Annotated in this window: 21 protein-coding genes and 1 pseudogene; 13 read left to right on the forward strand and 9 right to left on the reverse strand. The window is 71.7% G+C overall.

Annotated elements, in window-relative coordinates:
• Positions 1-50: 50 nt before the first annotated feature.
• The 3 genes from H566_RS0104760 to H566_RS22950 form a co-directional block, all read right to left on the reverse strand.
• A complete protein-coding gene (locus tag H566_RS0104760) occupies positions 51-1,058 on the reverse strand; it encodes a DUF6976 family protein (RefSeq protein WP_034410477.1) in 1,008 nt (335 codons plus the stop codon).
• Positions 1,055-1,927: a hypothetical protein gene (locus tag H566_RS0104765; protein ID WP_156924288.1), complete on the reverse strand. Its 873-nt coding sequence runs from the start codon at positions 1,925-1,927 to the stop codon at positions 1,055-1,057. The genes H566_RS0104760 and H566_RS0104765 overlap by 4 nt, the downstream gene beginning before the upstream one ends.
• 274 nt (positions 1,928-2,201) lie before the next feature.
• Positions 2,202-2,777, reverse strand: coding sequence for a histidine phosphatase family protein (locus H566_RS22950; protein WP_051378041.1), 576 nt, complete (start codon positions 2,775-2,777; stop codon positions 2,202-2,204).
• A gap of 173 nt (positions 2,778-2,950) precedes the next feature.
• Between H566_RS22950 and H566_RS0104775 the strand changes: the two genes are divergently transcribed.
• Positions 2,951-3,694, forward strand: coding sequence for a YoaK family protein (locus tag H566_RS0104775; RefSeq protein ID WP_028310538.1), 744 nt, complete (start codon positions 2,951-2,953; stop codon positions 3,692-3,694).
• 80 nt (positions 3,695-3,774) lie between these two features.
• Here the strand turns inward: H566_RS0104775 and H566_RS0104780 are convergent, their stop codons facing one another.
• Positions 3,775-4,497 (reverse strand): riboflavin synthase, encoded by a 723-nt coding sequence (locus tag H566_RS0104780; RefSeq protein WP_028310539.1) that lies wholly within the window; start codon positions 4,495-4,497, stop codon positions 3,775-3,777.
• 219 nt (positions 4,498-4,716) lie between these two features.
• Here H566_RS0104780 and H566_RS22955 point away from each other — a divergent pair, with 219 nt between their 5' ends.
• From H566_RS22955 to H566_RS0104810, 6 genes are all read left to right on the forward strand, one after another.
• On the forward strand, positions 4,717-5,343 hold the full coding sequence (locus H566_RS22955) for a sigma-70 family RNA polymerase sigma factor (protein WP_034410479.1): 627 nt from the start codon (positions 4,717-4,719) through the stop codon (positions 5,341-5,343).
• Entirely contained in the window at positions 5,337-5,540 is a 204-nt protein-coding gene (locus H566_RS0104790) for a zf-HC2 domain-containing protein (RefSeq protein ID WP_028310540.1), read from the forward strand. The genes H566_RS22955 and H566_RS0104790 overlap by 7 nt, the downstream gene beginning before the upstream one ends.
• Positions 5,541-5,779: 239 nt before the next feature.
• Complete coding sequence (locus H566_RS0104795) at positions 5,780-6,040, forward strand: BufA1 family periplasmic bufferin-type metallophore (protein WP_028310541.1); 261 nt, start codon at positions 5,780-5,782, stop codon at positions 6,038-6,040.
• Positions 6,041-6,063: 23 nt separating this feature from the next.
• On the forward strand, positions 6,064-8,031 hold the full coding sequence (locus tag H566_RS29360; RefSeq protein WP_051378043.1) for an MbnB/TglH/ChrH family RiPP precursor modification enzyme: 1,968 nt from the start codon (positions 6,064-6,066) through the stop codon (positions 8,029-8,031).
• On the forward strand, positions 7,997-8,455 hold the full coding sequence (locus tag H566_RS0104805) for a DoxX family protein (protein ID WP_028310542.1): 459 nt from the start codon (positions 7,997-7,999) through the stop codon (positions 8,453-8,455). The genes H566_RS29360 and H566_RS0104805 overlap by 35 nt, the downstream gene beginning before the upstream one ends.
• A 137-nt stretch (positions 8,456-8,592) precedes the next feature.
• Positions 8,593-10,794, forward strand: a complete 2,202-nt coding sequence (locus H566_RS0104810; protein WP_034410482.1) for a PhoX family protein — start codon at positions 8,593-8,595, stop codon at positions 10,792-10,794.
• A 620-nt stretch (positions 10,795-11,414) separates the two neighbouring features.
• Here H566_RS0104810 and secA read toward each other — a convergent pair.
• On the reverse strand, positions 11,415-14,186 hold the full coding sequence (secA, locus tag H566_RS0104815; protein ID WP_034410484.1) for a preprotein translocase subunit SecA: 2,772 nt from the start codon (positions 14,184-14,186) through the stop codon (positions 11,415-11,417).
• Between the two features lie 221 nt (positions 14,187-14,407).
• Between secA and H566_RS27205 the strand changes: the two genes are divergently transcribed.
• The gene (locus H566_RS27205; protein WP_051378045.1) at positions 14,408-14,875 is read left to right on the forward strand and encodes a hypothetical protein; all 468 of its coding nucleotides are present in this window, start codon (positions 14,408-14,410) and stop codon (positions 14,873-14,875) included.
• 492 nt (positions 14,876-15,367) lie between these two features.
• Here H566_RS27205 and H566_RS0104825 read toward each other — a convergent pair whose 3' ends face one another.
• Both H566_RS0104825 and H566_RS0104830 read right to left on the reverse strand, forming a co-directional pair.
• Positions 15,368-16,837 carry a GAF domain-containing protein gene (locus H566_RS0104825; RefSeq protein ID WP_028310545.1) on the reverse strand — a complete coding sequence of 490 codons (1,470 nt, stop codon included), beginning with the start codon at positions 16,835-16,837 and terminating at the stop codon, positions 15,368-15,370.
• A gap of 55 nt (positions 16,838-16,892) precedes the next feature.
• A complete protein-coding gene (locus H566_RS0104830) occupies positions 16,893-17,372 on the reverse strand; it encodes a hypothetical protein (protein WP_028310546.1) in 480 nt (159 codons plus the stop codon).
• Positions 17,373-17,697: 325 nt separating this feature from the next.
• Here H566_RS0104830 and H566_RS0104835 point away from each other — a divergent pair, with 325 nt between their 5' ends.
• The 5 genes from H566_RS0104835 to H566_RS0104855 all read left to right on the forward strand — a co-directional run bounded on the left by H566_RS0104835 (position 17,698) and on the right by H566_RS0104855 (position 21,361).
• Positions 17,698-18,399 carry a hemerythrin domain-containing protein gene (locus tag H566_RS0104835; RefSeq protein WP_028310547.1) on the forward strand — a complete coding sequence of 234 codons (702 nt, stop codon included), beginning with the start codon at positions 17,698-17,700 and terminating at the stop codon, positions 18,397-18,399.
• Positions 18,389-19,159, forward strand: coding sequence for a c-type cytochrome (locus H566_RS27210; protein WP_051378047.1), 771 nt, complete (start codon positions 18,389-18,391; stop codon positions 19,157-19,159). The genes H566_RS0104835 and H566_RS27210 overlap by 11 nt, the downstream gene beginning before the upstream one ends.
• Positions 19,160-19,168: 9 nt before the next feature.
• A complete protein-coding gene (locus H566_RS0104845) occupies positions 19,169-19,816 on the forward strand; it encodes a CatB-related O-acetyltransferase (RefSeq protein WP_028310548.1) in 648 nt (215 codons plus the stop codon).
• A gap of 474 nt (positions 19,817-20,290) precedes the next feature.
• Positions 20,291-20,761 carry a helix-turn-helix domain-containing protein gene (locus H566_RS22975; protein ID WP_051378049.1) on the forward strand — a complete coding sequence of 157 codons (471 nt, stop codon included), beginning with the start codon at positions 20,291-20,293 and terminating at the stop codon, positions 20,759-20,761.
• Between the two features lie 9 nt (positions 20,762-20,770).
• Complete coding sequence (locus tag H566_RS0104855) at positions 20,771-21,361, forward strand: RES family NAD+ phosphorylase (protein ID WP_028310549.1); 591 nt, start codon at positions 20,771-20,773, stop codon at positions 21,359-21,361.
• A 396-nt stretch (positions 21,362-21,757) separates the two neighbouring features.
• Here the strand turns inward: H566_RS0104855 and H566_RS22980 are convergent.
• Positions 21,758-23,021, reverse strand: a pseudogene (locus H566_RS22980) (FAD-binding oxidoreductase).
• A 13-nt stretch (positions 23,022-23,034) separates the two neighbouring features.
• On the reverse strand, positions 23,035-24,303 hold the full coding sequence (locus H566_RS0104865) for an aromatic ring-hydroxylating oxygenase subunit alpha (RefSeq protein WP_034410487.1): 1,269 nt from the start codon (positions 24,301-24,303) through the stop codon (positions 23,035-23,037).
• Positions 24,304-24,350 lie beyond the last annotated feature (47 nt).

The following is a 24,350-nucleotide window of genomic DNA, read 5'->3' on the forward strand; positions in this document are numbered from 1 at the left end:
CCACTTGGCGCAAACCACGATGGCGCGCGGTGCCGAGCCGCGCGCCGGCCTCAGCCCTCGATCGAGACGTGCACCAGCGTCTGGTTGACGAGCTGGTAGGCGATCTCGCCGAAGGTGATCGGTCCCGTCAGCGGCCCGGTGCGCTGCCCCTCCAGCCCGCCGTACAGGTAGTTGAGGATGCAGTTGCAGCTGAAGGCGGGCGCCTCCAGGTCGCGCGGCAGCACGGCGCGGAAGGCGCTCATCCAGTCCTGCACCGGCGAGGCGACGCGGTATTCCACGCCCTCGAACACCGGCGCGTAGAACTCGACCGTGCCGCGCGCCTGGTCGATGCGCTTGATGCTCACGTTGATGCGCGCGCCGCAGTAGTCGGCCACCAGCGGCAGCCGCGTGTCGATGCGATGCCGCGACAGCCAGCCGGCGAAGCTCACGGGCAGCCCGTCCACCTCGCAGCCCTCGACGATGAAACCCGATTTCGGGAAGCGGATGCCCTCGCCCGGGCCGGGTTCGAACACGTTGATCGTGTCGATGCGCGCATGGCGGTCGGGCGGCAGCGCGATGTGCATGACCATCGCCGACTCGGCGTCGAAGGTGAGGGAGCGGCCGTCCACCACCAGCGGCACGCGCTGGCCGAGGTCGTCGAGATGCACGCCCGCGATCCAGCCGGCGAGCGGCTTGGTGTACATGTCGGCGTAGTCGGGCGCGTCATGCGCGAAGGCCGAATGCAGCGCCGTGAAGGCCGGCAGGATGAGGATGGACCAGCCGTTGTCCGGCGCGTCCTCGCAGATGCGGGCGATGTTGCGCAGGTCGTAGCGGCGGATCTCGGGCGCGCCGCGATAGCCGCGGATCTCGGTCAGGAAGACCTTGTCGCGCGCGGCCTCGCCGCCGTCCGGCCCCATGAAGTAGGGAATGCTGCCGCCGATCCAGTTGCCGGCGGGCAGGCGGCGCAGCGCGGTCTCGTCGGCGGCGACGGCGTGGAAGCGGCCGGTACGCAGCCGCTCGGCGGCCTCCTCCACGCTGACGAGCACGCCGCCGCCGCGCGCGAGCATGGCGGGGATCATGCCTGCCTCCGCGCGGCGCGCATGAGTTGCAGGGTCTCGGGGCCGAGCTGGCGCAGGTTGCGGCCGAAGTAGGTGTGCAGCTCGCCGGCGCGGCGCTCGCGCTCGGCCAGCGGCAGTTCGTCCACTCCGGCGCGCAGCTTGTTGAGCAGCAGCTTGAGGCCGAGCTGCTGGATCTCGATGTCGATCACGCCACCCACGAGCGCGCCCCAGACCGGCGAGCCGGCGTCGGGCACCGCCGGCGTGGCGTCGGCCGCAGCGATGGGGGCGGCCACGGAAGCGGATGCGGCGACGGGCGCGACCTCCGCCACGGATGCCGCGCCCGCCTGGGCCGCGACCGACGCCGCGCGCGGCGCCGAGCCCTGCGGGGCACGCACCGCGTCGGCGGCCGACTGCACCGACAGCCGTGCCGCCTCGCCGAGGGCGGCGGCCGGCGCCGGCTGCGCGGCGCGGGCGGCGGGTGCGTTGCCGGTCAGGTCGAGCAGGCGCAGCGTGAGCTTGACCTCGTCGGACGGCAGTTCGAGCAGCCGGGCAATGCCGTCGGCATCGAGTCCGACGCGGCGCGCCGTGCCGACCCGCGCGGCCAGCGCGCGGGTGAAGGGCTGGCCGGTTTCGCCGCACCAGGGCAGGTCGGGTGCGGCGGTGTCGGGCGGCAGCGCGATCGTCAGCTCGACACGCCAGCCGAGCATGTCGAGATGGCGCCAGCGCAGCTCGCGCACGGTGCGCACTTCACGGGTCTTGAACAGGCCGCGCTCGAGTTCGGGCGCGATGCGCACGCTTGCGAGGCGCTGTTCGGGTTCAAGCCGGCAGTCGGCGACACGCCAGGGGGCGGTCACATCGAGCAGCCTTTGCAGCATTGCGGAATCCAGCATGGGAGTCTCCCTTCGGTTGCCTCTGAACGGGCGATCGGGCATGCCGTCCCGGTCGGGCTTGTGACCGTGCTGCCGGGCGGTGTCTTGTTCGTTTTTTGTGGGGCGCGATGCTGCCACGCGCCGCCTCGGGGCAGAAGCGCGAGCAAGCACGCGCGCATGACACTCGCTCGGTCCGTGACGCATTCCTCGCCTGTGCACGGGATAACGGACGACCGGTGACCGGGCTGTCGCGCAATTTTTCCTTGTGGAACGGCGCAGGCTGTCGGGCGCGCCGTCAGCGCGGCGGGCCGCCCGGCGGCAGGGCGTCGAAGAACTCGAACTCGGCGTTGCCGATCATCGGCGCGTCGTAGAAGGCCTCGGGCGGCAGCTCGCGCAGCAGCAGATGAACGGCGCGCGCGACGAAGCCGTGCGCCACGAGCAGCACCGTCTCGCCCGCATGCTCGGCCGCGAGCGCGTCGAGCGCGGCGCGCACCCGCTCGACCGCCGCGCGCATCGTCTCGCCGCCGGGCGGGCCGTCGTCCCAGTGGCGCGCGATGCGGCGCGCCCACAGCTCGGGATAGCGCGCCTCGATCTCCTCGCGGCACAGGCCCTCGAACACGCCGTAGGCGCGCTCGCGGAAGCCCTCCATCAACAGCACCGGCAGCCCGTGGCGCGCGGCGACGATGGCGGCGGTCTGGTGCGCGCGCCGCAGCGGCGAGGCGACGATGCGCGTCAGCCCCGGCGGCAGCCGCAGCGCGAGCGCCTCGGCCTGGGCGATGCCCTCGGCATTGAGCGGCGGGTCGCTCGTGCCCTGGAAGCGCTGCTGCGCATTGAGATCGGTCTGCCCGTGTCGGGCCATGTAGAGCCGCATCGGCTGTTTCCCCCGGTGGCCGCTGGCCGTTGCTGGAGCGCGCGACGGTCGGGTCGCGCGGGGTCGCATTCTGGCGCGCGCATGGCACGGCGCGACAATGCGGGCTGACCGCCATGCCGCCAGCGGCCGTCCCGCCACGGCCGGCAGCCGCCACGTTCTTCGCCACCCGCCCCATGCCCATCGCCTATCTCAGCGCCCTCACCGCGCCCGAACGCTCGGCGCGCGCCAACCAGCATCTCGGCATCACGCTCGCGTTCACGGCCGGCGCGCTCAACGCGGGCGGCTTCCTGACGATCGGGCAGTACACCTCGCACATGACCGGCATGGTCTCGGCGGCGGCCGACAACCTCGCGCTCGGCCAGATCGGGCTGGTGCTGGCGGCGCTGTTGTCGATCGCGGCCTTCGTGGGCGGCGCGGCGACGACGGCGCTGCTCGTCAACTGGGGCCGGCGCGGCGCGCGGCGGCATGTGTATCTGCCGCCGCTGCTGACCGAGGCGGTGCTGCTGCTCGTGTTCGGCGCCGTGGGCGCGCGCCTGAGCCCGCACGAGATCGTGAGCGTGTCGCTCGGCGCGATCCTGCTGTGCTTCGTGATGGGCCTGCAGAACGCGCTCATCACCAAGATCTCCAACGCCGAGATCCGCACCACCCACGTCACCGGCCTCGTGACCGACATCGGCATCGAGCTGGGCAAGCTGCTGTACTGGAACCGCGACGGCGGCGCGCCCGACCGGCCGGCCGTGCAGGCCAACCGGCGCCGGCTGCGGCTGCACGGGCTGCTCGTGGGCGCCTTCTTCGTCGGCGGGGTGACGGGCGCGCTCGCGTTCAAGCATGTGGGCTTCGGCGCGGTGATCCCGCTCGCGCTCACGCTGGTGCTGATGTCGATGGCGCCGGCGCTCGCGGCGCCGAGGCGGGTGTGAGGCGGGACTGACGGGGCTGACGGTCGCGGCGCCGAGCCGGCCCGCCGCGCGCATCGCGGCGCCGGCCCGGCCCGCGCGCCTCAACCCTTGTTGAAGTCGATCACCGGCGTGGCGATCGGCGCCGTGAGATCGCCCACCGCGATGCCGCGCTCGCGCGCGAACGCTTCCAGCGCCGGCAGCAGGGGCCCAAGGCGACGCTCGATCTCGCTGGCGATCGTGTCCACCACCACCTGGGTGCCGCGCTCGATCTCGATGTTGATGCGGTCGCCGACCTTCTTGCTGCCGAAGGTCGTCATGCGCAGCGTCTCGGGGATGAGCCAGACCTCGAACCAGCCTTCCTCGCGGTTGACCTCGGCGATGGTCAGGCTCGCGCCGTTCACCGCGACGTAGCCCTTCGGGAAGATGTACTTGAGCCCGGCCGGTGGCACGGCAAAGCGCAGCACGTAGTTGTTCTCGGGCTGGCGGATCGCCGCGAGCGTGGCGGTGAAATCGACATGGCCCGAGATGGGATGGCCGCCGATCTCGGCGCCATCCTTCGCCGCGCGCTCGACGTTGATGCCGTCGCCGACGCCGAAGCCGCCGAGCGTGGTGATCGCGAGGCTCTGCTGCATCACGTCGAACTCGGCGGAATTGGGGCCGGTCAGGCGCGTGACGGTGAGGCAGACGCCGTCATGGGCGACGCTCGCGCCAATGGCGAGCCCCTCGGTGAAGCCTTCGGGAAACTCGATGCCGAAGGTGCGCAGGCCCGCGCGGTCGGTGATGGCCGCGACCTTCGCGACCGCCTGGACGATGCCGGTGAACATGGTGCTGGCTCCTGAAAGAAGCCGCGATTGTCCACGAGCGCGGCGCGCGGCGGCTTGCGCGGGCGCGGGTCGGCGCGCCGATGCTCGATGCCCGCGCCTGCCGGCCGCTTCTGCCGGCCGGCGCGCGGCGCGGGCGCCCCGCGCATGCCTCGCGTGCGCCGCGCGCCTGCCGCGCGTGCGACCATCCCCGCCGCCCGCCGCTCTCGCCCCCAGCCCGCCATGACCGCGACCGCCCCGCCCGGCAGCGCCGCCGCCCTCCTTGCCGATCCCGCCCTGCTCGCCGACCTGCGCCGGCAGATGCAGCGCTTCGCCCGCCTGCAACTCGGCGACGACGCCAGCGCCGACGACGCGGTGCAGGAAGCCCTCATCGGCGCGCTCGCGGGCGCCGAACGCTTCACCGGCCGCGCGGCCGCGCGCACCTGGGTCTTCGCCATTCTCAAGAACAAGATCGCCGACCAGCTGCGCGCGCGCCGCCGCACCGTGTGCGCGAGCGACCTCGCGCCGGCCGGCATCGACGGCGACGAGGCCGACGTCGATCTCGACGAGCTGCTGTTCGTCAACGACGGCCACTGGGCGCCCGCCACCGCGCCGCGCCCCTGGGCCGACCCCGAGGCCGCGCTGTCCGACCGCCAGTTCCTCGCGGTGATGGATGCCTGCCTCGACGGCCTGCCGCCGCGCCTCGGCCGCGTGTTCCTGATGCGCGAGGTGGTCGGGCTCGACACCGACGAGGTCTGCACCGAACTCGGCATCGCCGCCAACAATCTCTTCGTGATGCTGCATCGCGCCCGGCTGCGGCTGCGCGAATGCCTCGACCAGCGCTGGTTCGCGGAGCGCCGCCCATGCTGAACTGCCGCGAGGCCGCGCGCCTCATGTCCGACGCCCAGGACCGCAAGCTCAACGTGGCCGAGAACCTCGGCCTGCGCCTGCATCTCGCCATCTGCGACAACTGCCGCCGCTACCGCGAGCAGCTCGCCGTCATGCGTCGCCTGCTGCGCCGCTACCGCGACAGCGGCGACGAACCCGGCGACCGTACCGGCGAATGACGCCGCGCGGCAGCGAAGCGCGCGCCATCGCCATCGCCATCGCCTCGCTCTCGCCACGTCTCGTCCGACACCACCCCCGCCCCCCTTGTCGCCGGACATCGCCGACAAACGGCTGAGAAATCTTCATCGGCGGCTGTAAGAACCCCGCCCCTCACGCGATCAAGCACCGGGACCGCCAAGCGCGGCCCGGGGCGGCAAGCCTGCCGCCTCCTTCCATCCCGTCATCGAAGGAGCTTCACATGCGCAACCAGTCCCTCATCGCCGCCGCCCTCGCCGGTCTCGCCCTCGCAGCCGCCCTGCCCGCCTCGGCCGCCGACGACATGGAGAAGGCCACCAGCAAGGAAAAGTGCTACGGCGTCGCCAAGGCCGGCCAGAACGACTGCGCCAACAAGACCGGCACCCACGCCTGCGCCGGCCAGAGCAAGGCCGACAACGACCCGACCGACTTCAAGATGGTGCCCGTCGGCAGCTGCGAAAAGATGGGCGGCAAGAAGGCCTGACGCCCGCGCGACGCCTCCGCATCATGGACATCGCCATGCGCGGCGGCGCCTGCCCGGTCGGCATCGGGCTGCGCGCGCCGCATCACGCCGCCTTCGCGGCCGGACTCGGGCCGGAACATGCCGCGCGCCGGCCCGACTGGCTTGAGCTGCATTCGGAAAACTTCTTTGCCGAGGGCGGCGCGGCACCCGCGCTGCTCGATCGCCTCGCCGCCGACTGGCCGTTGAGCCTGCACGGCGTCGGCCTCGGTCTCGGCTCGGCGCGCGGCTATGACCGCGCGCATCTGCAAAGGCTTGCACGACTGGTGCGCCGGGTGCGGCCGGCGCTCGTGTCGGAGCATCTGTGCTGGGGCGCCGTGCCCGGACGCCACCTCAACGACCTGCTGCCGATGCCGCTCGACCGCGCGACGCTCGCGCTCATGGTCGATCGCGTGAGCGAGGCCCAGGACGCGCTCGGCCGCGAGATCGCAATCGAGAACGTCTCGGCGCTGCTACGCGCCGCCGGCGACGAATACGACGAGAGCGGCTTTCTCGTCGAGCTGGCGCGGCGCAGCGGCTGCCGGCTGCTGGTGGACATCAACAACTACGTGGTCAACCGCATCAACCTCGGCACCGACCCGCGCGCCGCGCTCGCCGCGATCCCGGGCGAACTGGTGGCCGAGGTGCATCTGGCCGGACACAGCCTCGTCGATGACGTGGCGATCGACGACCACGGCAGCGCCGTCGGCGCCGAGGCACTGGCGCTCTACCGCGAGTTCGTCGCCCGCATCGGCCCGGTGCCGACGCTGATCGAGCGCGACACCAACCTCCCGCCGCTCGCCGAGCTGCTCGACGAGGCGACGGCCGTGCGCAAGCTGGCACTGCAATCGCTTGCAGAATCGGCGCCGACCTCGGTCGGCCCAGCCGCTCCCGCGCCGGAGCGCCGCGCTCTCGGCGGCATCGAGGCGCGGCGGGCGCGTCCCGCCATCGCCGACTGGCAGCAGGCCTTTGCCCGGGCAATCCTCGATCGGGACTCGGCGGCCGCCTTCCTGCCCTGGTGCGCGATCCGCGAGGTCGGTGCCGGGACGGCCGAGGCGCCGGCCGACGCCGATGCCGATGCCGATGCCGATGCCGACGACGACGCACAAGCACAGGCACAAGCACAGGCACAGGCACAGCCGCAGCCGCAGCCGCAGCCGCAGCCGCAGCCGCGCGGCAGCCTCGCGCACCGCGTCGCGCTCTATCGCGGCAGCCTCGCCGCGCATGCGTCGGCCGCGCTGCGCGGCGCCTATCCCGCGGTCGCACGCGTGCTCGGTGCCACCAATCTCGATGCGCTCGCCCGCCTGCTGGTGCGGCTGCACCCCTCGCGCAGCGGCAATCTCGACGGCTGGGGCGAAGCGCTGGCCGGTTTCGTCGAGGCGCATCCCGCCTTTGCCGAGCGTCGCTGGCTGGCCGACCTTGCCCGCCTTGACTGGGCGCTGCATTGCGCCTGGTCGGCGCCCGACGCGCCCGTGCTGACGCTGGCCTGCCTCGCTGCCGCCGACCCCGCCACGGTCGCCGGCGCGAGGCTCGTGCCGCATCCGGCCGCGCGGGTACTCGTGCTCGATGCCGGCATTCATGCGCTGCACGCGCGGCTCGTCGCCGGGGAGGTTTCCGGCGACGACGCTTGGCCCGAACCGACGGCCGGCACTCGCGCCGCAGCTTCCGCCATGCCAGCCGATGCCGCGATCGACGGCACCGCACCGCCCGTCCCGGCCTGCCGCGAAACGCTGCTCGTGGGCCGTCCGGCCTTGCGCGCCGATGCCGTCGTGCTCGACCCGGCCGCAGCAGCCCTGTTCCGGCAACTCGCCACCGGCCAGGCGCTCGGCCTCGCCGCCGAGGCTGCGGGCCTCGATGCCGACCAGCTCATGCAATCGCTTGCAGCCGGCATCGCCGCCGCTGCCTGGACCCGTCTTCTCCCCCTTGATGAAAGCCCACGCCATGAATCCCGTCCTCACGCTCTGGTCGCCGGTTGACCGCCTGCTCGCCGGCTGGGGCCTGTCGCTCTGGCTGCTCGCGCTGCGGCTTTACGTCGGCTGGCAGTTCTTCCACTCCGGCATGCTCAAGCTCGCCGACTGGGATTCGACGCTCGCGCTGTTCGAGAGCGAGTACGCGGTGCCGCTGCTGCCGCCCCACCTCGCCGCCGTCGCGGGCGCGGCCGGCGAGCTGCTGCTGCCGCCGCTGCTGTTCGTCGGGCTGCTCACGCGGCCGGCGGCGCTCGCGCTGGCGGCCGTGAACGCGGTGGCGGTGATCTCGTATCCGGCGCTGTTCGGCTTCGAATGCCCGGCCGCGATCCAGTCGCACGCCTGGTGGGGCGCGGCGCTGATCGGCCTCGGCTGCGCCGGCGGCGGCCGGCTTTCGCTCGATGCCTGGCGCGCGCGGCACCGCTGCGCCGACTGAGCACGATCGCCGCGCGGCCCCCGCTGGTCGCGCGGCTTGCACATCCAGGCGCGCAGGCACTCGAGTCGCCCTCCAGCTGTCATCAAACTTTCAATCCGCCGCTTCACCCTTCGCCGTCCTTTCACCGGAGCCAAGGCATGAAGCAGCAACCCGCGCGCATCGAGATCGACCACGACGAAGACGCCATCGTCAATCCGTCCGCCAACCCGCACTTCGGCGAGGTGCTGAATGCGCGCCTGTCGCGCCGCGGCCTGCTCAAGGGCGGCGTCGGCGGCGCCGCGCTGTCGATGTTCGGCGCGTTCTCGCTCGCGGCCTGCGGCAGCGACGACGACAACGACAACGGCGGCGGCAACCAGGTGAGCGCGCTCGGCTTCACCGCCGTGGCCAAGAGCCTGGCCGACGCCGTCGTCGTGCCGGCCGGCTACACCGCCACGCCGATCCTCAGGCTCGGCGACCCGATGAACGCCGCCACCGCCGCCTACGGCAACCTCGGCGCGGAAACCGGCGATTCCTTCGAGCACCGCCTCGGCGACCATCACGACGGCATGTTCTGGTTCGGCGTCAACGCCGCCGGCACCGCCTGGGACGCGAACGCATCGGCGCGCGGCCTGCTCGCGATGAACCACGAGAACATCACCCAGCTCTTCCTGCATGCCAACGGCCCGACCACGGTCGAGGGCGTGCGCACCGTGGCCGACGAGTGCATCAAGGAGATGAACGCCCACGGCGTGTCGATCAACGAACTGGTCAGGTCGGGCGGCGGCTACGCCCATGTGCCGACCTCGGGCTTCAACCGCCGCGTCACCTCGCTCACGCCCGTCGATCTCGCCGGTCCGGTGGCCCAGAGCGCGCTCGTCGTCACGAAGTACTCGACCACCGGCGCCGCCACGCGCGGCACCATCAACAACTGCGCCAACGGCAACACGCCCTGGGGCACCTACCTCACCTGCGAGGAAAACTGGGCCGGCTACTTCAAGCGCGCCGCCACCGATGACGCGAGCCGCAGCGCCGCCGAAGTCACCGCGCTCAAGCGCGTCGGCATCAACGCCGGCAACAGCGGCAACTACCGCTGGACCACGGTCGTGACCGAGGACGCGGCCGACACCCGCTTTGCGCGCTGGAACGCGAGCGTCACCGGCGAAACCGCCGCCGACGACTTCCGCAACGCGCCCAACACCTTCGGCTGGGTGGTCGAGATCGACCCCTTCGCGCCGGCCGCCGCGCCGCGCAAGCGCACGGCGCTGGGCCGCTTCGGCCATGAAGGCGCCTGGCTCGGCCCCGTGACCGTCGGCAAGCCCCTGGTCTGGTACATGGGCGACGACGCGCGCAACGAATACATCTACAAGTTCGTGTCGAAGGCCAACTGGGACGCCGCCGACATCGGCAAGGGCTACGCCGCCGGCGACAAGTACATGAACGACGGCACGCTCTACGTGGCGAAGTTCAACGCCGACGGCAGCGGCCAGTGGATCGAACTGAGCTTCGGCAAGAACGGCATCACCGCCGCCGCCGCGAACTACCCGTTCGCGAGCCAGGCCGACGTGCTCGTCAACGCCCGCCTCGCCGCCGACGTGGTCGGCGCCACGAAGATGGACCGCCCCGAGTGGACCGCCGTCAACCCGGTCAACGGCGAGGTCTACGTCACGCTCACCAACAGCAACGCCGGCAACCGCACGCTGGCCAGCGTCGACGCCGCCAACCCGCGCCATTACAACGACCGCAAGACCACCGGCGGCGACCAGTGGGGCAATCCCAACGGCCACATCCTGCGCTGGAAGGAAGCGGGCGGCGACGCCGCCGCGACCACGTTCACCTGGGACATCTACGCCTTCGGCGCGCGTTCCACGGCCGACGCCGCGACGATCAACCTGTCGAACCTCACGGCCGACAACGACTTTTCCAGCCCCGACGGCCTGTGGTTCAGCCGCGCCAATCCGGGCCTGCTCTGGATCGAGACCGACGACGGCGCCTACACCGACGTGACCAACTGCATGCTGCTCGCGGCGGTGCCGGGCAAGGTCGGCGACGGCGCGTCGAAGTCGGTGACGAGCACCGACAGCACCGGCGCGACGAAGACAGTTACCACCTACGTCGGCAAGGCGCCGGGCACGCTGCTGCGCCGCTTCCTGGTCGGCCCGAAGCAGTGCGAGATCACCGGCCTGGCCGAGACGCCCGACGGCGAGACGCTGTTCGTGAACATCCAGCATCCGGGCGAGGACACGGCCTCGGTCGCGGACCCGGCGGCCTTCGGCAGCCACTGGCCGGAGGGCGGCACGGCGCGGCCGCGCTCGGCGACGCTGGTGATCCGCAAGACGGGCGGGGGCAAGGTCGGCGTGTAACGCTGCCGGCCTGGCCTGACTGACAGCGTTTGCAACGCGCGCGGCTTGCCTTCGGGTGGGGCGCGCGCGTTGCGCTTTCGGCGCTTGCTCTCGGACGGCGCGCGGCGGGGGATCGAAGCGCTGGCGGCCGATTGCACGGCTTGGCCGTGCTCGTGCTCGTGCTCGTGCTCGTGCTCGTGCTCGTGCTCGCAAGAGTGTCAAGCGTCGGGCCTTGAAGCAGTACCGATGCTTTTTGTACTGCCCACCCGTTGAGCGTCGGCGACCGTGATCGCTTCACGAGGCGCGGAGCGGGGATCGGGCCGAGGCGCGGGCGTCTGGAGCGCCGAGCGAACGAGGTAGGCGTGGGGGAACGGCCGCAGGCCGTTCAGGCTTGCCTGTCTGAAGCCGGCGCAGCCGGCTGAGTTAGCAAGCCGACCCGCGAGCTACCGAAGGCAGCGAGGGAAGCCGGCCCACCGGGCCGGCCGCTCCAGTCGCCCGCGCCCCGGCCCGATCCCCGCTCCGCGCCGCTGCCAGAAAAGAAGCCAGCGCCATCCAGCCTCAAGACCGTCACAGCCGCCGACGCCCAAAAGCAGAACGGGCCGCCGAAGCGACCCGTCCGCACTCTCAAGCCACAAGCACCATCACTCGATCCGTCCGTGGCACTGCTTGTACTTCTTGCCCGAGCCGCAAGGGCAGGGGTCGTTGCGCCCCACCTTCGGCAGCTCGCCAGTGGCCACCGCCGTCGCGGCCGACGCCACGGCCACCGCCGCGCCCGCATCCCCCGCCGCGACCTCGCCGAGATCGTCGAACTCCGCATGCCGGCCCTGGGCCCGCTCCAGCACAGCCTCGCCCGCGCGGTCGATCTGCGCCTCGGCCTCGGCAATCTGCTCCTGCGTCTGCACGCGCACCGCCATCAGCATGCGCGTGACTTCGAGCTTCACCTTGTCGAGCATCTGGCCGAACAGCTCGAAGGCCTCGCGCTTGTATTCCTGCTTCGGGTTCTTCTGGGCGTAGCTGCGCAGGTGGATGCCCTCGCGCAGATAGTCGAGCGCCGCCAGATGCTCGCGCCACGCGGTGTCGAGCGCCTGGAGCATCACGCTGCGCTCGAAGCCGTTGAAGGCCTCGCGCCCGGCCAGCGCCACCTTGGCCGAGTAGGCATCGTCGGCCGCGGCCAGCACGCGCTGGAGCAGGTCGTCGTCGCTGAGCTTGTCGTCGGCTTCGAGCCATTGCGCGAGCGGTACGTCGATGTGCAGGTCGTCGCGGAAGGCCGCCTCGGCCGCCTTCAGGTCCCACTGCTCTTCCACCGACTCCTCCGGCACATGGGCGCGGAAGATGTCGGTCACGACGCCGTGACGCAGGTTGGTCACCATGTCGCCCACGTCCGCCTCGGCCAGGATCTCGTTGCGCTGCTGGTAGACCACCTTGCGCTGGTCGTTGGAAACGTCGTCGTACTCCAGCAGCTGCTTGCGGATGTCGAAGTTGCGCGCCTCGACCTTGCGCTGCGCGCCCTCGATGCTGCGCGTGACGATGCCGGCCTCGATCGCCTCGCCGTCGGGCATGTTGAGGCGGTCCATCACCGCGCGCACGCGGTCGCCCGCGAAGATGCGCAGCAGCGGATCGTCGAGCGACAGATAGAAGCGCGAGGCACCCGGATCACCCTGGCGGCCCGCGCGGCCGCGCAGCTGGTTGTCGACGCGGCGGCTCTCGTGGCGCTCGGTGCCGATGATCTTCAGCCCGCCTTCGCGCAGCACGAGGTCGTGCTGGGCCTGCCATTCATCGCGCAGGGTCTGCGCCATCGCCTGCTTCTGGTCGTCGCTCACGTCGGCGGCGTTGACGACCAGCTCGATCTGCTTGTCCACATTGCCGCCGAGCACGATGTCGGTACCGCGCCCGGCCATGTTGGTGGCGATCGTCACCGCGCCCGGCTTGCCCGCCTGGGCCACGATCAGCGCCTCGCGCTCGTGTTGCTTGGCGTTGAGCACCTCGTGCGGCAGACCGGCCTCGGTCAGCAGCTGGCTCAGCACCTCGGAGTTCTCGATCGACGTGGTACCGACCAGCACCGGCTGGCCGCGACCGTGGCATTCCTTGATGTCGGCGACGATGGCGTTGTGCTTCTCGCGCGCGCTGCGGAACACCTGATCGTTCATGTCCTTGCGCTGCGGCGGACGGTTGGTGGGGATGACCACCGTCTCCAGCGCATAGATCTCCTGGAACTCGTAGGCCTCGGTATCGGCCGTGCCCGTCATGCCCGCCAGCTTCTCGTACATGCGGAAGTAGTTCTGGAAGGTGATCGAGGCCATCGTGTGGTTCTCGGCCTGGATCTTCACGCCTTCCTTGGCCTCGACCGCCTGGTGCAGGCCGTCGGACCAGCGCCGGCCCACCATCATCCGGCCGGTGAACTCGTCGACGATCGTCACCTCGCCGTTGCGCACCACGTAATGCTGGTCGCGGTGGAACAGGTAGTGCGCGCGCAGCGCCGCCATCAGGTGATGCATGAGCGCGATGTTGGCCGGGTCGTACAGCGACGCGCCCTCGGGCAGCAGGCCCATGCGCGACAGCGTCTCCTCGGCCTTGGCGAAGCCGGCTTCCGACAGCGTGATGCGGTGCGCCTTCTCGTCGATCCAGAAGTCGCCGGGCGAATCGGGCTCGTCGGGCTTGGGCTCGTCCTCCATGCGCTGCATGAGCGGCGGGACGGCGTTCATCTTCACGTAGACGTCGGTGTGGTCCTCGGCCGGCCCGCTGATGATGAGCGGCGTGCGCGCCTCGTCGATGAGGATCGAGTCCACCTCGTCGACGATCGCGTACACGAGGCTGCGCTGCACGCGGTCCTGCAGGCCGTAGACCATGTTGTCGCGCAGATAGTCGAAGCCGAACTCGTTGTTGGTGCCGTAGGTGATGTCGGCGGCATAGGCGGCCTGCTTCTGCGCATGCGGCATCTGCGACAGATTGATGCCCGTCGTGAGGCCGAGAAAGCCGTAGAGCCGGCTCATCCATTCGGCGTCGCGCTGCGCGAGGTAGTCGTTGACCGTGATGACGTGCACGCCGCGCCCGCTGAGCGCGTTGAGATAGACGGGCAGCGTGGCGGTGAGCGTCTTGCCCTCGCCGGTGCGCATCTCGGCGATCTTGCCGTAGTGCAGGACCATGCCGCCGATGAGCTGCACGTCGAAATGGCGCATGCCCATGACGCGCTTGCCGGCCTCGCGCACGACGGCGAAGGCTTCGGGCAGCAGGTCGTCGAGCGTGGCGCCCTTGGCGAGGCGGTCGCGGAATTCGACGGTCTTGGCCTTGAGCTGGTCGTCGCTCAACGGCTGGATGCTCGCTTCGAGCGCGTTGATCTGCGCGACGGTGCGGCGGTACTGCTTGAGCAGCCGGTCATTGCGGCTGCCGAAGATTTTCTTGACGAGTCCGAGCATGGGAGACACCAGAAGGTCCGCGTGCCGGGTGGCCTCGCGGACCGCGCGTCGCGGCGTTCAGGGCCGGTGGCGCCTCCGTCGGGAGGGCGCACAACCGGCTCGAAGGGCGCGCCGAGCGAGGGGAAATGGGAACGGCCGGTCGAGGTGTTGCGCGAAGGGCGCCGTCGTGAAAGCCGCTTGACGGGCGCCGGAAAAAACGCTGGGCATCTTACCATCGGGTCATGTCACGTCCGCGCGCCCTTCCCCTCACCAACTGGCTGTCCGACATCGACGGCCTCGGCCCGATGCTGCCGTCGGTCGACCGGCTCATTTCCTTGCAGACGGCGGTCGATCGCTTCTGCCGCGCGCGGCGCATGGGCGCGGTGTGGGTGCGCGAGACGGTGGGCATCGCGCTCAAGCCCCGGCTGCTGCTGGTGGTGGGCATGCAGGCGCAGGCGGCCAAGCTGAAGAACGCGGCGCCGAGTCTGCTGGAGCATCTGCGGCTGGAGGGCTGGAACTTTCATGACGTGCAGGTGCGGGTGAAGTACGGCGTGGGCGATCCGGCCTGGGGGCCTGCGCCGGAGCATCCGCCCAAGCCCGGGTTGAAGCCGGAGCAGGTCGAGGGCTGGGAGCGGCTCGCGGGCGAGCTCGACGACGGGCCGCTGCGGGATTCGGTGCTGCGGCTGGTTCGGCATCACCGGGGGCTGTGACCGGCAGCTCTTGTTTTTTGAGAGCGGCCCCGCGCGGTCCGGTGCCCGCCGGCGCTTCACTGGCGGCGCCCTTGCGCTGCGCGCAAGGGTTCCCGGACGGCTGCGGGGGGCACGGGTCGGCAATCCAACTCAGCCCGCTGCGCGGGCTTCAAACAGGATTGCCTGAGCCGCTGCGCGGCTCACCCGCGCCCTCCTCGCCGTCCGGCTTGCCAGAGGCGCGCCGACAGGCACCGGACCACGCGGGGCCTCGTGAAACGGTCACGGCCGTTGGGGGCCGCGCGAGTGTGACGGTCGCGCTGCTTGGGGAGCCGACCGCGGATCGGGCTGATCTGCACAGCGCGGGGCTGCCCGGGCCGCCGAGGCAAGCCCCGGTTTCCTTGATCGCAGCACGACGCATCGGGCAGCGCCCGGCCCGGCCGGGGCGGGCGCTGCCTCAAGCACCGCCCCCGGCGCAGCACTCGCAACCACGCAACCACGGCTCACAGCCGAACGTCAGGCGATCGCCTCGACCCGCACCGCCCCCGCCACCACCAGCCGGAACCGCCCCCGCCCCGTCTTCTCGATGCGGATGCCGCCATCGCGCTCCGCCAGCCGGCGCTGGAGCAGGATCAGCCGCGCTTCGAGGTTGTCGGTGATGTCGGGCAGGCGCAGGCGCGGGTCCACGCGCAGCTCGCGGTTCGTGAATTCGCAGCGGCCCTCGGCCTGCCAGGTCTCGACCAGGCGCATGAGGATCGCGCCGGCCACGCCCTTGATGAGGTAGTCGGCGCCGAGAAAGACGCTGTCGGTCGGCGCGTGGTGGCGCAGCACGAGCAGCGGCGCGTCGGGCGGTGGCTGGCAGGTGCCCGCGTCCGTCATGCCGGCAGCGTCGGCACCGGCTGCGCCCGCCCCGCCGCCAGTCCCGGCCGCCGCCCCGCTGCTCGGCAGCGCGCCGCCCACCGCACCCCGGCCCGCCGGCTCGGGCGCGACCGGCTCCGGCTCCACCGGCTGAAGCAGCGTCAGCCCCATCGCGAGCTGGGTCGAGAGCACCGTCAGCGCGTCCTCGTCGTCGTAGCTGAAGTGCTGGTCGTGGTCGCTTTCCACCAGCAGCACGCCGATCACGCGGCCCATGCTGCGCAGCGGCACGGCGAGCTGGCTGCGCGGGTTGGCGAGGCCGGGCAGCGGAATCGGCGATTCGTCGGCGACGGCCTCGACGCCCTGGGCGATCGCCGTGGCGCGGATCGCGCGGCCGTAGGCATAGGCCTGGCTCATGTGGCCGATGCGCATCGGCACACCCTCGCGCGCGGCGAGGCCGACGATGCCCTGCCCGATCGCGATCTCCGAGCCGAGGCCCGAGCGCTCATAGCCGAGGCTGGCCACGGTGTAGAGCCGGCCGAGCGCCGGGTCGGCCAGCAGCAGCATCGAATGGTCGATGCGCAGCAGCTCGCGCAGGCCGGTCATCGCGGTGTCGATGAGCATGGCCATGTCGGTGCAGGCGGCCAGCCGTTCGGACAGCGCGCGGCTCGCCGAGGCGAGGTCGCACCGCGGCGCGGGCGCTTCCAGCTCGTTGCGGCCCGGCAGCTTGTGCACCGCCAGCACGCGGTACACGTCGGCGCCCTGGAGGCGGTAGATGCCGGTCATGCCGGTGTGCGCGGCGATGCCGGCGAGCTTGGCCTTCATGCGCTCGAACAGCGGGCCGGACTGCTCGGTGCGCAGGTACTCGATGTCCAGCTCGATGCCGGCGGCGGTGTAGGGATCGTCCACCGTGAGCGCGGCGCGCCGGGTGGCGAGGATGTTCTGGCGGCTGCGGTTGAAGAACTGGAAGGACAGCGCGACGTGCTCGTCGTCCACGTATTCCACCTGGGTGAGGAAGCAGAGGTGAGGCACGCCGTCGGGCGAGGCGGTGCACAGCGTGGCCGGGATCACGCCCTCGAACATGCGGCGCACGCTGGCGAGCGGGAGGTCGAAGCCGGCGGGGCGGTTCATGCGCGGCTCCGGGATGAGGCGGTGGCGACGGTCGGGCGGCTCGGCGGACGGCGGTTCACGGCAGCAGCTCCACCGCCGCGCCCGCGCCGGGGCCGGGCGTCTGGTCCCAGGCGCCGGTGACGGTCCAGCTCACGGTCATCAACGATTCGGCCGGCGCGTCGAACCAGGCCGACGTGAATTCGAACGAGAAGCCGAAGGGCGCGATCTCGGTGGCGAAGGCGTGCTTGTGCGCGAGGCGGTGGCGCCAGTCCTCGGCGCGCGGCGGCGCGACGACCGCGTCGCGGCCCTTGATCTGGTAGGTGCGGTGCGTGGTCGGCAGGCAGAACACGCCCGCGACCAGCCCGGTCTGGCGGATCGCCTCCAGCACCTGCGCGCCCGACACGCCCGACAGCAGCACCGACAGCCGCTCGTCCGGCTCGACGCGCAGCGCCAGGCAGCGCGCATGCGCCGGCCGGCCCTCGGCATCGCAGCCGCCGATGTGGATCGACACGCCGAGGCGCAGGAACTCCTTGAGATCGGGTGGCAGGGCGGCCATGGGCGCGGGCGCGGGGAGCGGGAAAGGCGCAACTGTAATCAGCGGCCGGGCGGTACGTGACGAAAGTCACGGGCCGGACGGCGGGCGACGGCCACCGCGCGCCGGAAGCCGGGCCTCGCCGCGACGGCGCGCGGCCCCCTCGCCGGCCCGCCCTCGCACTGCCCTCCCACCGGCGGCGCGGCACCCGCCCGCTTAGCAATTTCTTAGGAAAGGCTTAGCGGAGATTTAGCAACGCCCCGAAGCCCGCCTGACGAGACTTGCCTCACCCGCCCGACGCCTCTCGCGCCGGACGCAACCCGGCCAGCAACGCCGTCAGGAGACCCGCATGACCCGCCCCGCCCAGACCGACATCTACCGCTTCATCCACAAGGCGATCCGCCTGATGCTCGCCGACACGCTCTGCGCCCTCGCCCGCCTCGACTGCGACGACGAGGCCGAGCGCGACGTCGTCCACGCCCAGCTCGACGAGGCGCTCGACCTCTGCGAATCGCATGTCGCGCACGAGAACGAATTCATCCACGCCGCGATCGACGCGGTCCGCCCCGGCGCCGTCGCGCAGACCGCCGACGACCATGTCGATCACCTCGCCGGCATCGGCGCGCTGCGCGCCCAGGCCGCGCTCGCACGCGGCCGGCGCGGCGCCGAGGCGCGCGAGGCGACGCTCGCGCTGTACCGGCGCTTCGCGGTGTTCGCCGGCGAGAACTTCGAGCACATGGCGCACGAGGAATCGCACAACACCGACGTGCTCCACGCCTGCTTCGACCCGCACGAGATCCGCGCGATCGAGGCGCGCATCCACGCCGCGATCCCGCCCGGCGAGATGGCCGCGACGCTGCGCTGGATGATCCCGGCGCTCACGCCGCAGGAGCGGCTGGAGATGTTCGGCGGCATGCGCGCCGGCATGCCCGCGCCGGTGTTCGACGGCGTGCTCGCGATCGCGCGCCGCCATCTGCCCGCGAGCGGCTGGGACAAGCTCGCGCGCGGCCTCGGCCTGGCCCAGCACGAGGGGCTCGTCGATGTCGCCTGACCGCCTGCTCATCCGCGCCGCGGTCGGCACGGCGATCGTCGCGCTCGGCGCGCTCGCGGCCCTGCCGCTGCCGGCGCGCGCCGGGGAGACGGGCGGACCGGCCGCCAAGGGCACCGACGCGCCCCACGCCACCAGCCCGGCCACCGCCACCTCGGCCCCGGCCGGCGCCAATGGCGTCCGCCCGTCCGACCCCGCCACCCTGCGTCGCCTCGTCGCGCGCGGCGGCTACCTCGTGCGCGGCGCCGCCTGCGCCGACTGCCACACGCCGCTGCGCATGGGTCCCAACGGCCCCGAGCCCGACCTCGCGCGCGGCCTGTCCGGCCATCCCGAGGGCATGGCCCTGCCACCCGCGCCGGCCGCCGCCGGTCCGTGGCTGTGGGGCGGCGCCGGCAGCAACACCGCCTTCTGGGGGCCGTGGGGCGTCAGCTACTCGGCCAACCTCACGCCCGACGCCGACACCGGCCTCGGCGCCTGGAGCGACGCCGACTTCATCCGCACGATGCGCACCGGCAAGCATCTCGGCGTCGGCCGCCCGGTCCTGCCGCCCATGCCCTGGAGCGCGACCGGCAGCCTGAGCGACGACGACCTGCGCGCGATGCTGGCCTGGCTCAAGTCGCGGCCGGCGGTGCGCAACCGTGTGCCCGCACCCCAGCCGCCCGCGCTCGCCGCGCCGAAGCCGGCCGAACCGAGCGCGGCCGGCGCCAGGCCGGTGTCGAGCGCGCCCCTGCCCGGCTCGCCCGTCGCGCTGCTGCGCCCCTGAGGCCGGACGATGCTCGGCCCCAGCCCGCGCGACCCGCATCCGCTCGCCGGGCGCATGCGCGTGTGCTTCATCGCCAATGTCGTGCGCCATCCGAACGTGCTCATCGGCGACTACACCTACTGCGACGACCCCGACGGCGCGGCCGAATTCGAGCGCCATGTGCTCGACCACCTGCCGGTGCGCGGCGACCGGCTCGTCATCGGCCGCTACTGCGCGATCGAGCGCGGCGTGCGCTTTCTCATGAACGGCTGCCACACGCGGCGCGGCGGCTTCAGCGGCTATCCCTTCGAGCTGTTCGGGCGCGGCTGGGAGAAGGTGACGCCCGGCCCGGCCGAGCTGGCGGGGCGCGGCGACACGGTGGTCGGCAGCGATGTGCGGCTCGGCTTCGAATCGCTGGTGCTGCCGGGCGTGACGATCGGCCACGGCGCGGTGATCGGGCCGCGCGCGGTGGTGGACGCGGATGTGCCGCCGTATGCGGTGGTGATGGGCAATCCGGCGCGCGTGGTGCGGATGCGCTTCGACGCGGCGACGGTGGAGCGGCTGCTGCGCATGGCGTGGTGGGACTGGCCGGTCGCGCGGGTGACGACGCGGCTGGAGGCGATCGCGGGGGGGGATCTCGCGGCGCTGGAGGCCGAATCGGCGGCGGCTTCTTGCTGAAAGCGGTCCCGCGCGGTCCGGTGCCCGCCGGCGCTTCACTGGCGGCGCCCTTGCGCTGCGCGCAAGGGTTCCCGGACGGCTGCGGGGGGCACGGGCCGGCAATCCAACTCAGCCCGCTGCGCGGGCTTCAAACAGGATTGCCTGAGCCGCTGCGCGGCTCACCCGCGCCCTCCTCGCCGTCCGGCTTGCCAGAGGCGCGCCGACCGGCACCGGACCGCGCGGGGCCTCGTGAAGCGGTGGGGGCCGCAACGGCGGGCCGCTGGGGGGGGGGGGCGGGGTCGCGCGGCTTGCGCCGCACTCGTTATACTGAACGGACTTTACGAACTTTCCGTTCCGAACGACTCTCCGATGACCTCGCACGCGTCATTGCACGATCCTCGCCCACGGGAAACCAACCGCAGCCCCCGTGCATCGAGCTTCTTCAACACGCGCAAGTTCGACGGCCGCAACGCACCCTGATTTCGACGAGACCCCATGAAGCCCCAATCCACCTCGTCCGAAACCAAACCCTCCGCCCGCCGCCGCGCCGCCGCGCCTTCCCCCGCCGCCGACTACCTCTCGCCCGCCGACACCCGCGCCCTGCTCGCCGACAGCCTGGCCTCGCGCCTCGACCGGCTCGCGCAGGACGACATGCTGTCCACCGAAGATGCAGCGCAAATGCTGGGAACGACTCGCGTGACCGTGAATGCCTGGATCGCCAAGGGCCGCTGCATCGGCCTGACGCAGACCAAGCGCGGCTATCGCCTGCCGCGCTGGCAGTTCGAACCGGCCGTGTGGGATGCGCTGCCCGCGCTGTCGCAGGCGCTCGGCGTGACCGAGGGCTGGGCGCTGCTGGCCTTCCTCGAAACGCCGCTCGGCGCGCTCGACGGGAAGACGCCGCTCGATGCACTGCTCGCCGGCCAGTCGCAGCGCGTGATCGCGCTCGCCGCCTCGGAGGGGAACTGAACGCCATCAATGAAGCCTCACGACCTTGAGTTCCTGAGCATCACCACCTTCCCCGCCGGCCAGACGCTCGCGCGGGTCCAGCGCATCCGCACGACACGCGAGACACGCCCGAGCCTGCGCATCAGCGGATTCCTGCTGCCGCCGCCCGGGCTGCTGTCTGGGCGCTTCGATCTTCCGGACGAAGCCGCGTGCTATCTGGCCGAGGCACCGGAAACCGCCCTCTATGAAGCCCTCGCCCGCCGCGAGGCACGCGAACTATCTTTCGCCACGGTCGCGCAACGCACGCTGCTCACCGTCGAGACGCGCCGCCCGCTGAGCGTCGCCGACCTGCGACCGCACGCCCGTCACTACCCCGTCCTGCAATCGCTGCGCTTCAACGAGACGCAGGAACTCGCGCTCGCGATCCGCGCCCAGGGCTGCGACGGCATCCTCTACCGCTCGGCCCAGCAGGCCGGCGCCGATTGCTGGGTGCTCTGGGGCGACGCGATCAAGACCTGCCGGATCACCCGCCGCCAGCCTCTCGTCGATCCCGACAGCGGCGGCCTGCACCGCCACCTGGCAAGCGCATTGCGCGGCAGCCGGATTCCTCTTTGCCCCTGATCGGCCTCGCAGAAACAGCCCCGGTTTCCCCAGTCGCGGCCCGGCCGGGGCGGGCGATGCCTCAAGCACCGCCCCCGCGCGGCAACCACAGCGTCAACGTTCAACCAAACAAAAAACCGCGCGGCAACCACAGCGTCAACGTTCAACCACAAGCGTCAGCCCCGGCCGGGCCGTCGCGCCGTCTGACGCGCCGAGTGCCGTGCGGGGGGCGGGGTGAATGCCGCAGAGGCATTCAGGCGTGCATGTCTGAGCGGGCAACGCCCGCGAGTTCGCACGCCGGCCCCGTCACCCGCGCGGCGCGAGGGCAGCCCGCGCAGCGGGCCGCGTCAGTCGGCGCGACGGCCCGGCCGGGGCGGGCGATGCCTCAAGCACCGCCCCCGCGCGGCAACCACAGCGTCAACGTTCAACCACGATGTCGCTGGTCGGCACCGAGCAGCACAGCAGCCGCATCCCCGCATCGATCTCCCGCTGCCGGATGCCGCCGTTGGCCTTCATCTCCACGCTGCCCTCCAGCAGCTTCGCCTTGCACGTCCCGCACACGCCCTTCGAGCACGACGCCGGCACCGCCACGCCCGCCGCGCGCGCCGCGTCGAGCACGGTCTGCCCCGGCCGGCACGCGAACTCGCGCCGCGAGCGGCTCAGCTTCACGGTGAAGCCCGCCGTCGCCAGCACCGCGTCGGCGCTGTCCGGCACGGACGCATCCGAGGCCACGGCTGGTGCCGGGGCGGCCGCGGCCGCCTCCGAGCCCGCCGCCGCATCGGCGCCTTCCGCCGCCATCAGCGTCGCGAAATCGAAGCTTTCCTCGTGGTACTGCGCCTCGGGCAGGCCGCCCGCGAGCAGCAGCGCGCGCGGCCTTCATGTACGGCGCCGGGCCGCACACGTACACCTCGCGCCGCGCGTAATCGGGGCAGAGCAGCCGCAGCGCCTCGATGCTCAGGCGGCCGGTCAGGCCGGCCCAGGCGGCATCGCCCGCGCGGCTCTCGACGATGAAGCCGAGCTTCAGCCCGGCATCGCGGCGCGCAAGGGCTTGCAGCTCGTCGTGGAAAATCAGGTCGGCCGGGGTGCGCGCGCTGTGGATGAACGCGATGTCGCTGCCCGGCTTCAGGCCCGCGAGCGTGCGCGTCATGCTCATCATCGGCGTGATGCCCGAGCCGGCCGACAGAAAGAGGTATTTGGCGTCCGGCTTCGCGCCGGTAGCGAGGCAGCTGAATTCGCCGCCCGGCCCCATCGCGCCCAGCGCCATGCCGGGTTTGAGGTTGTCATGCAGCCAGTTCGAGCCCGGTCCGCCCGGCACGCGCTTGACCGTGACGGCCAGCTCGTAGGGCGTGAGCGGCGACGACGAGATCGTGTAGCTGCGCGTGACGGTCTCGCCGCCGATCGGCAGGTCGAGCGTGATGTACTGGCCCGGCAGCTGGCGGAACAGGCGCGGCGGCTCGGCGCGGAAGACGAAGGTCTTCACGTCGTGCGTCTCGTCGATGACGCGGGCGCACACCAGCCGGTCGTCGGCCTCGCGGTCCCACACCGGCGGCAGCGCGCCGCCGAGCAGGCCGAGCGCGTCGGCGCCGTTCGCGGTTGCGCCGCCCGTCGTCATCGCCGCCGCCCCGGCGGCCGAAGCCGTCGCGGCCATGCCGCCCGCGTTGTTGCCCGCCTGTTCCATCACGCCCGCTCCCGTCTCAGCCGATCACCGCGTTCAGGCGGCCGATGTACCAGCGCATGAACTTCTCGACGAGGCCCTCGGTGTATTCCGAGTACGGGCCCGGCTCGTAGCCCGAGCTGGTCGCGCCGCGCTGGGTCATCTCGACCAGCTTGCGGTCCTGGTCGTTGGTCGCGCGCCAGACTTCGGTCAGGGTGTTGACGTCGTAGTCCACGCCTTCGACCGCGTCCTTGTGCACCAGCCATTGGGTGCGGACGATGGTCTTGCCGGCGCTCACCGGCAGGATGCTGAACGTCACGATGTGATCGCTCATGAAGTGGTGCCAGCTGTTCGGCTGGGTCCAGAAGCTCAGGCCGCCGAGCGCGCGTTCGGTCAGGTCGCCGAGCAGCTTCTTGCACGCCACTTCGGTGCTCATGGTCTGCGATTCGCCGGCCTGCGTGAGCGGCAGGCGCTGGGTGCGGAAGCCCGTGGTGCGGTCGTCCAGATGGTCGATCTCGCGCGACGGCAGGCCCATGCCTTCCCAGCGGCAGGCGCTGGTCTCGACGATGCGCTTGAACTCCTCGATCGCCTCGGTGTTGTTGCTGCCGGGCGCATAGCCGAAGCCGAACTCGAACAGCGAGATCGTCAGCTCGGGATGGTTGGGCACGCAGTGGTAGCACTCGCGGTTGTTCTCGACCACGAGCTTCCAGTTGCCCTGCTCGACGATGTCCACCGACGCGGCGATCTTGCAATCCTTGAGGCGATGCGGCGCGATGTACGGCGACATGATCTTGGCCAGCTCGTCGAAGTCGGCCGGCGCGTCCTTGGCCATGCACACGAAGATCAGGCCCTCGATGCTCTTGACGTGCACCGGCTTGAGGCCGTGCTTGCTCGCGTCGAAGCCCGAGCCCATGTGACCCGCATGCACCAGCTCGCCGTCGAGGTTGTAGGTCCAGGCGTGGTAGGGGCAGACGAGGTTGCCGACCGAGCCGTGCTTCTCTTCGCACAGGCGGGCGCCGCGATGGCGGCACACGTTGTGGAAGGCGCGCAGGCTGCCGTCGTCATGACGCACCACCAGCACCGACTCGCCACCGATCTCGACCGTCAGGAAGTCGCCCGCCTCGGCCACTTCCGGCTCAACGCCGACATAGATCCAGTGCTTGCCGAAGATGGCCTCGATGTCGAGCTTGTAGATCGCCTCGTCGGTATAGAACGGCGCGTCGAGGCAGTAGCCCGGGCGACGGTTCGCGATGAGTTCGCGGATCTTGCCGGGAGTCGGCTGGAAGGTCAGGGCGGTGGTGGAGCTCATGATCGGGTGCAGGGTGTCGAGGGGTTGTCGAACTGCGTTGTCGTCGG

Source organism: Derxia gummosa DSM 723 (assembly GCF_000482785.1).
Taxonomy (GTDB): domain Bacteria; phylum Pseudomonadota; class Gammaproteobacteria; order Burkholderiales; family Burkholderiaceae_E; genus Derxia; species Derxia gummosa.